We start from the raw sequence: 11,869 nt of genomic DNA on the forward strand, positions 1-11,869 counted from the left end.
TAACACAGTTACTAATAGTTTTCAAGTTTTAAATTATAAAAATTCTGTACTAAGCACAAAAAGTAACAAAAGGGTAATTGCCAGCTCTAAATCTAGAGAGATTAAAGAAATATAAAACTTAAGAGAATTAGACTCGATAGGCAAAGAATTTGCTCCAGAAATAATTTCAAACTCAATATTTTTTTCTGCTAATTGCTGTGCTTCATTTCCTTCTCTAACAAACACAAAAGGATCACCATTTTTTAATCTAGTTACAGTCTTCCCTTTTTGAGCCTTAGTAATTAAAAGCTGATTGATCCTAAATTGATTATAATCCTCTATCTGAACAACTTCAGCTTCGTCTTTAGCATACTCTAATAAATTATTATTAGTTACATGGTCAGATACAATTACATCAGATTGTTCAACAACTTCTTGCCCCTTAACTGTCATTAAACCCTGACCTTCATCATTACACCTAACTAAATAGACTTTTCCCGGCATCCTTTCCCCTCCCCCTAGCTAAAACTTCCATCAAAGCAACTTGAGTTGTTAATCTGCCAACTACTCTATTATTAACATTTATTTTATCCTCTTTTTTGCTGCCAATTCCACCTAATGAATCACAAGCAATAACTAAAAATTCACCTGGACTTAAATCTATAATTGATATATCTCTCTTAGTTTGCACTTAAATGCCTCCATAATATAATTAAATCCCTCAACCCCGGCAGTAAGATTGAGGGATTTAAAGATAATGAACTACTATTTTTTCCTGCCGGTAATTTAATGCTTTTTACTTAATTTATAATGCATCTACACCAGCTTGTGCAACCTGCATATCTTCTTCTACTGCTCCACCACTTACTCCTACTGCACCGATTACTTCATCACCATCAAAGACTGGAATTCCTCCACCAAATGTTACTAAATCATCAACAGATACTTCAATGCCATACAATTCATTACCTGGCTGCGCTAATTTTCCTACCTCTTCTGTCGTATTTCTCATCACAACTGAAGTATAAGCCTTCTGCTGAGATAAACCAATACTCACTTGTAAAGCATTATCCATTCTTTCTAGTGCAATTAACTTCCCTGCATTGTCAACAACTGAAATTACCATTGGCACCTCAATCTTTTCTGCTTCCTCTTTTGCTGCCTCAATCATTCTTTCTGCTGTCTCTAAATCAATTTTCATTATTAACTCCCCCTTAAAATTTTTTAATATATTTTTAAATTATTTTACTTACTATCTTCAACTATTCTCAAAACAAAGAGTAAATCAGATAATCTATTAATATATTGAGCTACAGCTTCATTCAACTGATAATCCTCTTCACTAAGCTCAACAATTCTTCTTTCTGCCCTCCGTGTCACAGTTCTAGCAAGGTCTAAAGTGCTGCCAGTCTCACTATCACCTGGGATACTAAAGCCTTTCTGCAAGTCTACTTTCTGCTGGAAGAAATCAATCTTTTCTTCCAGATGATTTACATCTTCAGCAGTAATCTTAGTTTCAAGTTTTTTGTGACGAGAAGCCAACTCAGCGCCAAGGGTGAATAACTTTTGCTGAACTTCACTAATCACCTCAGAAATCTGCTCATCTTCTATTTGAGAACGAGCCTTTCCCAAAAGAGAATTAACTTCATCTACTGCTCCATAAGCTTCAACTTGAGTATCATACTTTTTAACTCTTTCTCCACTAAAAAGATCTGTCTGACCTTGGTCTCCATTGCCAGTATAAACAGACATCACATCACTCCTCAGATTTAAAGCTTTTAAATGGCAGCCCCTTTACCATTCGCGCTGCATTACTACCCATCTTTTTAGCTTGCTCATTACTGTTAAGTGTCTTATTAAAAACTGGATTTTCTTTACTCAGCTTTGCCATTTGTAAAACCACTTGGTCTTCAGAAGTAACTCCCAGACCAATTCCTAATGAAGAATTTTGAGCTGCATTATAGGCTAATTCTTGACTATTATTCTTCTCCTGCACAAAAGTTTTAAATGGAATCCCTTCTTCTTCTATGCCATAACCTATATGGGCTACTAATTCACTATCTTTATAATCAGAAGTGATAAATATATAAATCATTGGTTTGTTTCCATTTATATTTTGGGTAGTCATTTAATTCCACCTCGGATTGTTTAAATAAGATAGCACTAAACCTGTTGCTACAGCATTTCTTGGCCCCATCATTCCACGAATGTTTCCGCGGCCAGCTACAACCCCATAATTAGATAATTCATTCGAAATCAACTCTGGAATTTCAAAGTCCAAAGCAGAGCCTCCGACCATAACCACAAAACCAATATCGCGAATATTGCCCGTCGGAATAGTCCTTTTCAAAGCTCGGACCGCATTACGGACAAACACATCTTTTTTAGCATCTCTGCGGACTTGCCGAATCCTTTTCATTGAATGATCTGTAGGGATTGGAACCAATTCCCCTTCATCTAAACTAACAACTTTAGAAAATAATTGCGGTGCTAAAGGTTCATCATAAAAATGAACAGTCCCATCTTCATGACGAATATTAAACATACTCTCTACTTTTGCTAGCGGAGTCTTCTTGATGCGTTCTGCTAAATCAAAATCTTCTAATCCTAATTCAGTCTCAATGATCATTGAGACCATATTCCCAGCTCCAGATAGATGGGCTGTATGAATATTTCCTTCTTGAGTTAATACTGCAGCATCAGTTGAGCCGCCGCCCATATCAAGAATCACTATCGGCTTATCAGTTCCTGGAGTAGTTAAAGCCCCTGAAATTGCCATATTAGCTTCTACACCAGCAATTTCAATTTCAACTTCTGGCAGTTCCTGCACTAAAGCATCTGCAATTTGCTGCATCGGCAGTTGACTAGTTTCTACCATAGCAGCTAATCCAACTGCATTTTCTAGTGAATGTTCTCCAGCTAGTCCCCCTTTTACTTCTTGGGGTACAAAAGTATCTACAGCTAAAATATCTTTGATTTTAATATCACTCAAGTTTTGCCCTGTCACTTGCTTCATTTTACTCCGCACTCGCTCTAACATTCCTGAAACATTGGTCCCTGATTCTCCTTTAACATCCTTTAAAGGCTGCACTTTTTCAATTGACTTCATAATTTCTTCTGCCCCTTGGTCCACAGCAATTTTTTCTTTACCTGATTCACCAAAGGCAATTATCTTTCCTGCAGGAATTCTTTTCTCTTCAATATCACCCTGCGGAGTTCGAATTACTACAGCTGAATGGTTACCGATTAATGATCTAGCTACTGGAACAATATGCTTAGTCTCATCAGCATCTAAATCAAAGACAGTAGCTATACCATAAGGATTAGTCAACTCTTGAATTGTCCCTCCGGAACTAGCAACTTCAACAGCAGCTTTTCTGTCTAAAGGAACCTTATCAATAAATTTAACTTCATCTACAATCGGCATTTGTTTATCTATTCTATTGGCAATTAAGACTGCATCATCTTTTTGTACAATTGCCCCATTGACTTCAATGCCTCTTGCTAAACCTTCATTTATATTCTCAGCTGCAATGGCAAAATCTATTTCAGCTGGAATTACTACAATCACTTCTTCGCCTGCAGAACAAGAATCAAGTTCAGTGATCATTACTGTCTTTCCTACTCCTAATCCCACTCCGCCAGGAGTTGAAGGATTATGACCAATCATTGTAGATTCAGTAATAATCGTTTCTGTAATAGTTTCCATAGCTACGTCACCAATAACTGGAGTTGCTTCATTAAGTCTGATTAAATCTAAATCCTCAAGTTTTAAATCTGCTTCCTGCACAGCCTGCTGCAGAGCATTCATAATCCCCTTAATATTTTCTTCTGTTCCTTTTAATCCAGTTGTTTGATGCTCACCTTCAGCTATGAAATTAAATTCTTGCTCAGCTTCAATTTTGCCAATTGCTACCTCGGTTGTAGCATTACCGATGTCTACTCCCACAATTATCTCCATATTTTCACCTACCTAGAGCAGTTATTCACTTCTTAACTTATCTCTTTTTTCATAAACTTCAGCAGCTTCTCGCACTAATTGAGCAGTCGTTGTTGCTTCATATTCTTCTTCTAGTTCATCAGCAATTGCTAATAATTCTTCTTTAGTAGAACGATTTGGTCTTAAAGAATTATAGATCTCAAGTATTCTATCATCAGGAATATTAGTCAGTTCTCCAGCTCGCTCCATATTCTTTCCAAACTGCTCTCTTCCTTTTTGTTTAGCAATTTCCGCCTGATGGTCAAGCGTTTCCTCAGTAATACTTAAATCAGCATCTTCAACTTCGCCCTCCAATACTTTTTCTAAAGTAATATCTTCCAAATCTTTATTAGTTGGTGTTTTTACAAGGTCTGGGCGATTAGTTCCTAACGGATAGTCTTTATTAGCATCAACTTCATTAGACATTTAAGCCACCTCCAAATTTTATATTTATTTGAATTCAACCTCTTCTTCAATTCCTGTGTCAATTTCAGAATCTAAATGTTCTACTTCTTTAATGTGCATCACTGCAGCTGTTGCTTGATATTTAGGTCTCGCCATTTGATCATTTCTAGTGGGCACTGGCTTAGGCGTTTCACCTTTAGCATAGCGAGCAGCATTTTTCCCAATCGCTCGATAAGTCTCTGGATCTAATAAGGGTGCTTGAGGAAACAGCTCTAAATTTTCTAACGGAGCTAAATCCTTTTGATGAATCAAAGCAGTGCCCTTAGACTGTAGTCCAATCGAAATTCCCGAACCACTTAACTGGGCTGCAGCATGACCTACAAAACCAACATCTGCTGTTTGATACATTCTAACTACTCTTGATTTTAGCCCTTCTTCCTCTATTCCTGCCATCAGTTCTCTTAATACAGTAGCATGGTCAAGATCAATTATGGTTTTAGTTAAATGTTTACCAAAACCTGGAGCTATACCAATTACAACCTCATCACTAGATTTACCTTTTTCTGCAACTCCGATTTCTGAAAATTCTAACTTTTTATCAACGCTTGTTTGCATACTCACACCTCTTTCTTTATCTATTAATTATTCTCCAATATTTTCAGGGTCTCTAGCTAATCTAACATCTTTAATTTCTTTCCAACGTTCTTCACTAATTCTATAACCAGTTCCTGGTCCAGCATAGTCATTAGTATCATTAACAGCACTAATACAATTAAAGTCTTCATCAAAGATAGCAGATGTGTGTAAATAGTCTCCACAAACTCGCTGTTTAAGCAAGTTCAATAAATTCTCGGCTACCTCATTAAATCCTTGTTCACCTAATGCTTTAACCACATCTAAACCAGTAACACCGCGATTCATCATTTCTTCCACTGCCTTTAGGTCTTGAGTAACGTCTCGTTCAGGTACATCTTTACTACCATGAGCATAAGTAGCTGCCTCTACTTCTTCATCAGTGATTTCTGGTAAATCTAATGCTTCAAATACAGCTTGAATAGCTTTAGCTGCTTTATTTCTAACTTCAATTGCTTTCTCTTCTTCTACAGGACGCAAGCCTCCATCCACTTTTAAATCTCTCTGCAAAATATTATAATCATCATAATCATCAACATCATGAGTAGAACCAGCAAACATATTATCGTAATTTGGTACACCACTATATCCAGAGAAAATAAAGTCTGTTCCCGGTAAAAATTGCATTAACATTCGAGCAGTTCTTCTAGTTCTGGAATGAGTAAAGGTTTGGTCATTACCAGAAGCACATTCAAGGTCTAATAGCATTGCAATTAGATTTTCTGCTAATACTGATCTTACTCCCGATGGAACAGAACTAGCAATTCCAATACAACTAACTGCACCATTTTGAATCCCTTGTACTCCTGCCCCTTTAGTGATATATAAACATCTTGTTTCTAAATACAGCATTGACTTTCCTTCAGCAAATCCCATCTGAGCTTCAGAGCCTGAGCCAGAAGTAAATCTCATTTTCAGTCCCCGGGAAGCATAAGCAGAAGCTAAAAATGCTTTAGACCATGGAGTATCATCACCATCAGTGAACACATCCTCAGTTCCATAAACAGAAACTGTCTCTGCATAAGAAGTTAATCCTCTCATCCCCAGTTTAAGCTCTACTGCTTCTTCAACTGCACATTGAGTAATTACTCCGCCTCGACCTGCTTGCGAACCAACTATCAGTCCTAAAGCATTAAAGGGAGCATAACGCCCAACTGCTACTGTAGTTTCTTGTTCATCAAACCCTCTTAAAGCAGCTTCTGCAGCATCAGCGGCAATTAACACTGGATTATCTTGTAAGTTTGTAATATGACACTGATTAGACGGGGTCTTTCGCGGTCGCATCTTTTGAACCGCCATCATCATTTCGACCACATTCATATGACTAACTACTTCTACAATCTTAGCTGGTGTCATAGCTAAAGTTAATTCAAGAATTTCTTCACGAGAAACATTAACATCAACAATCTTTTTAGCCAATTCTTGTGAATCCATAGCCATAACTTCTTCTGCTTTATCAATATTCAAACTATGCTGACTGATAAAACTATCGACCATATCAAAATCTTCTTTCTTTTTACCATCCAGTTCTACTACTTCTCCATCTTCAATCTTAATACTAGGTTCTGGATCTTGAGGACCATCCATAGCAACTATCCCTTTTTCCGGCCACTCATTTACTAAACCATCTTTGCTAATATCTCTTTCTTCAAGTTTTTCAAATCTTTTAGATCTTTTCACAATTCACCCTCCTTAATTTTTAAATAAAAAAATCTTCAGTCTAAGAATAGTTAACAATTTAACTTTTAATTAAATTATCCACTAATCTTATTACCGAAGATCTAGTAGATTCAGATCAGACAGGTCTCCTGACTTCTAGCTTAACCCTAGATTTGCCTTCCCTAGATATAATCTAAGTGGCTTTTTTAATCTAAGTAACTAGTTACAGTGGCGGATCCGTTCAGGATTTACACCTGATTCCCTATTCTCCTTTAGTCGTAACTAAAGGCATCTGATCTAAATAATATTTTTTATTTTTACCAAGGGGGAGGTCTAAATTTTAAATTGTAATCTAGACCTCCAAAGCTATTTACATAGCATCTTCAAAAATTGCTTTAACTTGTTCTGCTGTTCCTTTTCTTGGATTAGTTAAAGCATTCCCATCTTCTAATGCTAATTTAGCCATCTCTGCAAAATCTTCTTCTTGAACATCATATTCAGATTCACTTAAACTAGTTGGAATTCCAATATCTTCAGCAAGTTGTCTAATTGCATCTAAAGCTGCTTCTGCTGCTTCTCTAGTAGACATTCCATCAGTTTGAACTCCAAATATTTCAGCTATTTTAGCAAATCTTTCTAACTTAGCACCTAAATTAAATTTTTCAACATAAGGTAGTAAAATAGCATTAGCTATTCCATGCGGCATATCATAAAAGCCACCTAATTGATGAGCCATAGCATGAACATAGCCTAAACCACCGTTATTAAAAGCAAAACCTGATAATACTGAAGCATTAGCCATGTTTTCACGAGCTTCAATATCGTCACCATTATATACAGCATTTCGCAAGTTATTAGCTATTAATCTCATAGACTCTAAAGCAGCAGCATCAGTTAATGCATTTGCTCCGGTAGAAACATAAGTTTCTAGAGCATGAGTTAAAGCATCCATCCCAGTAGCAGCAGTTAATGCTGGTGGTTTATCTACCATTAGTTCTGGATCATTAATCGAAACATCTGGAGTATTTCTCCAGCTCACTATCACAAATTTAACATGTGGTTCTTGAGATGTATCAGTAATAACAGCATGTCGAGTAACCTCACTAGCAGTTCCAGCAGTAGTATTTACACAGATCATTGCTGGAGTTTCATTTTCAAGTTGTTCAATCCCTGCATAATCTTCATAAAGATCTCCATCATGAGTTGCTGCTACTCCAATTGCTTTTCCACAATCATGTGGGCTACCTCCACCTACTGTCACAATCATATCGCAATTTTCTGCTTCATAAACTTCCAATCCATCATAAACATTAGTATCTTTAGGATTAGGTTCCACTCCATCATAAATTGCATATTCTAAACCTGCTTCTTCTAAATAATCAATTACTTGGTCTACAGGACCATCCTCCATATTTCTTAAAAATTTATCAGTCACTAGTAAAACTTTTTCTGCTCCTAAAGTTTCACATCTTTCGCCTACAACTTCTACACATCCTGCTCCCATAAAATTAACAGTTGGCAACATATAATCATAAAACTCTGACATATTAATCTCCCCCTTGAATTATAGTTTTTATTAAAGTATTAGCAGCTAAACTCTAATACTAGTTATTATTTTAACACAAAAATGATATTTTTTTCACAATCAAGAAATAGAAAACCCCCCTATTTAACTTCAGCAGGTATAGTTATTCCACACCTGATAAAGCTACATAGGAGGTTTCTTTTTCTCTGCCTATATAACAAGCTTTTATATTCTTTTTTTTACTTTTCTAATTAAATTTTAGCATATCAGAATAAATATTGCAAGTTCTTAATAGAAAAAATGTATAAATTTGTTCTTTTATTGTTACATATTTATCAACTTCAATAGTATACTAACATAACCGCTATTAATTTTCAAGTATTAATACTAAAAAGTTAAATTTAATTGCTATTTGCCAAATTTAATAGCTCTTCTGATAAACTGTTAAGTTCTTCTGTACTAGCAGTGACCTCTTGCAAAGTTGCTGATTGCTCTTCTATGTTTTCTAGTGTTTCATTAGCAATTTGGCTAGTTTCTGTTGTTGATTCTTGAATTCGAGGTACAAGCTCTTTAATCTGCTCCACTCTCTTTTTAGAATCTTGAGATAAATTACGTATTTCTTCTGCTACTACATCAAATCCTCGTCCATGCTTTCCTGCTCTAGCACTTTCTATAGAAGCATTTAATCCCAACATATTAGTTTTATCAGCAATCTTTTCTATGAAATTAACAAATTGTTCGATCTCAGTAGCTAAGGAATTAACATTTTCAATCTTATCATTTAATAAAGTTTGTTTTTCATTTATTTCCATAGCTGTGGCAGAAATATCATCCATTGCTGAGGCTATTTCCGATAGATTTTCACTAAGAGCAGAAGCCATCTTTTGTAGTTCAGACTGTTGATACCAAACTTCGCTGATAGTATTTGCAACAAGATACAGCATGTTAGCTGCTGACTCAATTCTTGCTCTATCTAAAGTATAGACGTCATCAAGCATATCTATCAATTTATTAGGATCGAGATTTAACTCTTGCGCTATCTCTCTAAATTCAGCTTCGTTTGGATCTTCTGGCAATATTTGTCCACCTAAAATACTACCGATTTGATCTCCTTCAATCACAATTGGGACTGCAAAATCACATAAACCTGAATGACATTCATAAACTACAGGCTCTCCAGATTCTTTAGCTTTTCTTCCTCCTTCTCGGTCACATTTCTTACAACGTTTTAAGCCTTCTTCACTCGAGCGAATATAATCACAAAACTCTGTAAAACCACTAGGAGAGGTAATTGGATTTCCTTCTAAATCTACAGTTACACTAGAAATACCTAAAGATTTGGCAAATTCATCTTGAAATTCTTGAATAAAATCTAAATCTAATAATTCATCTATTTGCAATGCTTCTTTTTCAGATGATTTCATTATTTATCCCCCCAAAATTATAAAAACTAAAAAAACCCTCTATTTAACTTCAGAAGGTATAGATTTCCCTATACCTTAAAAGTTACATAGAAGGGTTCTTTTTCTCTACCATGTAAACTAGAACATTTATTTTTTATTTGATAAAATAATAACATGTTGTTCTAAATATTGCAATACTTTTTATAATCAAATTTTAAATTCGTGCTTTAGAAATAGCTTTTTCCCATCTCTTATATAATTTATTTCTTACCTTTTCAGTCATTTCAGGTTCAAAACGATAATCACTGCCACAACTATCTAAAATTTCTTCTTTATTTTGCCAATAATCTACTGCTAAACCTGCTAAATAACCTACTCCTATAGTAGTAGTATCAATTTCATTATATTCTATATTACAGCCTAATATATTAGCTTGAAATGGAACTAAAAAATCTTGACCAAAGATACAATCTACTTTTAGTTTTTCTAAGCAAATTTTTGAGTCTTGTTCCATAACCTCAATTATATCACGAGTTCGATAGGCAATACCTTCTAAAACTGCTCTAATAATATGATTTTTATTAGTACCCCGAGTCAATCCTACAATTGTTCCTTGAGCGTCTAAATCCCAATAAGGTGCTGCTAAACCATTAAATGACGGCACAAAATAGACTCCATCAGTATCAGTGACCTTATTAGCAAAATATTCAGCATCTGTTATTCCTTCAATTAAATTCATTTCATCTTTTAACCATTCAAGGGCCGATTGAGCAGTGAATATACTTCCTTCTAAAGCATAATTTATTTCTCCATCCTTAGCTAAAGCAATAGTAGTCAATAATCCATTATTTGATTTAACTAGTTTAGACCCCGTATTCATTAATACAAACCCACCTTGACCATAACTACTTTTAGCTATGCCTGGTTCAAAACAGCCATGCCCAAAAACAGAAGCTTGTCTATCACCTACTGCTGCTGCTATAGGTATATTATGACCAAAGAAATGATGGCTTGCAGTTGTACCATATACTTCACTGCTAGATTTAACCTCTGGTAGCATAGTCTTAGGAATAGAGAAAATATCAAGCAATTCGCTATCCCAATTTAATTCATTAATATTATATAGCATAGTTCGCGAAGCATTGGTATAATCGGTAATATGTAAGTTACCACCACTTAATTTCCAAATCAACCAACTATCAATCGTCCCAAATCTTAGTTTACCTTCCTTAGCTTTCTTCTTAGCGCCTTCAACATTATCTAAAATCCATTCTATTTTGGGAGCGGAAAAATAAGTACCAATCATTAACCCGGTTTTTTCTTTAATCTTATCTCCTAATCCTCTTTCTTTAAGCTCCTTGCAAATATTATTAGTTCTCTTATCTTGCCAACTAATAGCATTATAAATAGCTTCACCAGTTTCTACATCCCACACTATAGTAGTTTCTCGTTGATTAGCTATTCCTATTCCTGCAATTTGTTCGGAATCAACATCAGATTTAGCCAAAGCATCAGCTATAACCCCTATAATATTTCCCCACAATTGATTAGGGTCACATTCAACCCAAGCTGATTTAGGATTGATGGTTTCCACTTCTTTACTAGCACTACTAACTTTTTCTCCTGTCCTATCCAATAATACTGCTTTAGATTTACTTGTATTCTGTTCAATAGCTAACATAAATTCTTCCATAATAATTCCCCCTATAATAGCAAAAACCATATTTAAGATATTAAAAGAAGGTATAGCTGTCCCCCGTTTAATACTTAAATATGGTTTCTTTATATTCTCTACCATTAATATTTTATTTTAACCTTGCTTAAAAAATTTTATCATAACATATTATTTTATGCAATAAAAAATTCAATTCATTAATTTTACTTAAATATCAATCTCAATAGCAAAAATAATCAACTCAGCAAAACTATTCTAATTAATTTATTTTTCTTTTAAACCATTAATTATTTCTTCAAATTGACTTACTTTGCTTTTAGCTCCTTCTACGTTAAAAACATCTAGGTCTTGCTGCAGTTCTTTAGCATACTTCTTTAGCTTAAGATTTTCATATTTCAGAGCTAACTTATATAATTCTGTGGCGAACTCTTCAGCTTGATTAATAATAAATACTTCTTCTAAATCCTGAGCTTGAACTATAAAATCTGATTCTAACTTAGTTATTGCTTTTGTATGAAAAACCCAACGGGCTTGCCCTTGGGTCAAGAACACAACTATTCACATAATATATAATCTATTGTGGGATAATATGTGTTAAAGGAGCAAATAAA

At 34.8% G+C, this 11,869-nt stretch carries 13 protein-coding genes and 1 riboswitch; all 13 genes read right to left on the reverse strand.

All coding sequences use genetic code 11. The features are described 5' to 3' along the window. Positions 1–33: 33 nt before the first annotated feature. A complete protein-coding gene (locus tag JOC47_RS09825) occupies positions 34–483 on the reverse strand; it encodes a uroporphyrinogen-III C-methyltransferase (protein WP_204701904.1) in 450 nt (149 codons plus the stop codon). After that, entirely contained in the window at positions 458–670 is a 213-nt protein-coding gene (locus JOC47_RS09830; protein WP_204701905.1) for a hypothetical protein, read from the reverse strand. Before JOC47_RS09830 ends, JOC47_RS09825 begins: the two co-directional genes overlap by 26 nt. Before the next feature lie 114 nt (positions 671–784). Next, complete coding sequence (locus JOC47_RS09835) at positions 785–1,180, reverse strand: GlcG/HbpS family heme-binding protein (RefSeq protein WP_204701906.1); 396 nt, start codon at positions 1,178–1,180, stop codon at positions 785–787. 44 nt (positions 1,181–1,224) lie between these two features. Beyond that, positions 1,225–1,731 carry a cob(I)yrinic acid a,c-diamide adenosyltransferase gene (locus tag JOC47_RS09840; RefSeq protein ID WP_204701907.1) on the reverse strand — a complete coding sequence of 169 codons (507 nt, stop codon included), beginning with the start codon at positions 1,729–1,731 and terminating at the stop codon, positions 1,225–1,227. A gap of 4 nt (positions 1,732–1,735) precedes the next feature. After that, on the reverse strand, positions 1,736–2,107 hold the full coding sequence (locus tag JOC47_RS09845) for a glycerol dehydratase reactivase beta/small subunit family protein (RefSeq protein ID WP_204701908.1): 372 nt from the start codon (positions 2,105–2,107) through the stop codon (positions 1,736–1,738). Further along, positions 2,108–3,940, reverse strand: coding sequence for a diol dehydratase reactivase subunit alpha (locus JOC47_RS09850; protein ID WP_204701909.1), 1,833 nt, complete (start codon positions 3,938–3,940; stop codon positions 2,108–2,110). Between the two features lie 21 nt (positions 3,941–3,961). Continuing rightward, positions 3,962–4,384 (reverse strand): diol dehydratase small subunit, encoded by a 423-nt coding sequence (locus tag JOC47_RS09855; RefSeq protein WP_204701910.1) that lies wholly within the window; start codon positions 4,382–4,384, stop codon positions 3,962–3,964. Positions 4,385–4,408: 24 nt separating this feature from the next. Then, positions 4,409–4,978, reverse strand: a complete 570-nt coding sequence (locus JOC47_RS09860) for a propanediol/glycerol family dehydratase medium subunit (protein ID WP_204701911.1) — start codon at positions 4,976–4,978, stop codon at positions 4,409–4,411. A gap of 27 nt (positions 4,979–5,005) precedes the next feature. Beyond that, a complete protein-coding gene (locus JOC47_RS09865) occupies positions 5,006–6,676 on the reverse strand; it encodes a propanediol/glycerol family dehydratase large subunit (RefSeq protein WP_204701912.1) in 1,671 nt (556 codons plus the stop codon). 101 nt (positions 6,677–6,777) lie between these two features. Then, positions 6,778–6,966: riboswitch (cobalamin riboswitch) on the reverse strand. 59 nt (positions 6,967–7,025) lie between these two features. Beyond that, positions 7,026–8,201 carry an iron-containing alcohol dehydrogenase gene (locus JOC47_RS09870; RefSeq protein WP_204701913.1) on the reverse strand — a complete coding sequence of 392 codons (1,176 nt, stop codon included), beginning with the start codon at positions 8,199–8,201 and terminating at the stop codon, positions 7,026–7,028. 380 nt (positions 8,202–8,581) lie between these two features. Further along, positions 8,582–9,604 (reverse strand): PocR ligand-binding domain-containing protein, encoded by a 1,023-nt coding sequence (locus JOC47_RS09875; protein WP_204701914.1) that lies wholly within the window; start codon positions 9,602–9,604, stop codon positions 8,582–8,584. 193 nt (positions 9,605–9,797) lie between these two features. Then, complete coding sequence (gene glpK, locus JOC47_RS09880) at positions 9,798–11,276, reverse strand: glycerol kinase GlpK (protein WP_239551066.1); 1,479 nt, start codon at positions 11,274–11,276, stop codon at positions 9,798–9,800. Positions 11,277–11,522: 246 nt separating this feature from the next. Beyond that, entirely contained in the window at positions 11,523–11,804 is a 282-nt protein-coding gene (locus tag JOC47_RS09885; RefSeq protein WP_204701915.1) for a hypothetical protein, read from the reverse strand. Positions 11,805–11,869: the final 65 nt, after the last annotated feature.

This window comes from Halanaerobacter jeridensis, assembly GCF_016908315.1.
GTDB lineage: Bacteria > Bacillota > Halanaerobiia > Halobacteroidales > Halobacteroidaceae > Halanaerobacter > Halanaerobacter jeridensis.

Coding starts and splice junctions, on each gene's coding strand:
- glpK (WP_239551066.1), bottom strand. CDS start 11,276: ATGGAAGAATTTATGTTAGCTATTGAACAGAATACAAGTAAATCTAAA.
- JOC47_RS09860 (WP_204701911.1), bottom strand. CDS start 4,978: ATGCAAACAAGCGTTGATAAAAAGTTAGAATTTTCAGAAATCGGAGTT.
- JOC47_RS09845 (WP_204701908.1), bottom strand. CDS start 2,107: ATGACTACCCAAAATATAAATGGAAACAAACCAATGATTTATATATTT.
- JOC47_RS09855 (WP_204701910.1), bottom strand. CDS start 4,384: ATGTCTAATGAAGTTGATGCTAATAAAGACTATCCGTTAGGAACTAAT.
- JOC47_RS09835 (WP_204701906.1), bottom strand. CDS start 1,180: ATGAAAATTGATTTAGAGACAGCAGAAAGAATGATTGAGGCAGCAAAA.
- JOC47_RS09875 (WP_204701914.1), bottom strand. CDS start 9,604: ATGAAATCATCTGAAAAAGAAGCATTGCAAATAGATGAATTATTAGAT.
- JOC47_RS09840 (WP_204701907.1), bottom strand. CDS start 1,731: ATGTCTGTTTATACTGGCAATGGAGACCAAGGTCAGACAGATCTTTTT.
- JOC47_RS09850 (WP_204701909.1), bottom strand. CDS start 3,940: ATGGAGATAATTGTGGGAGTAGACATCGGTAATGCTACAACCGAGGTA.
- JOC47_RS09825 (WP_204701904.1), bottom strand. CDS start 483: ATGCCGGGAAAAGTCTATTTAGTTAGGTGTAATGATGAAGGTCAGGGT.
- JOC47_RS09870 (WP_204701913.1), bottom strand. CDS start 8,201: ATGTCAGAGTTTTATGATTATATGTTGCCAACTGTTAATTTTATGGGA.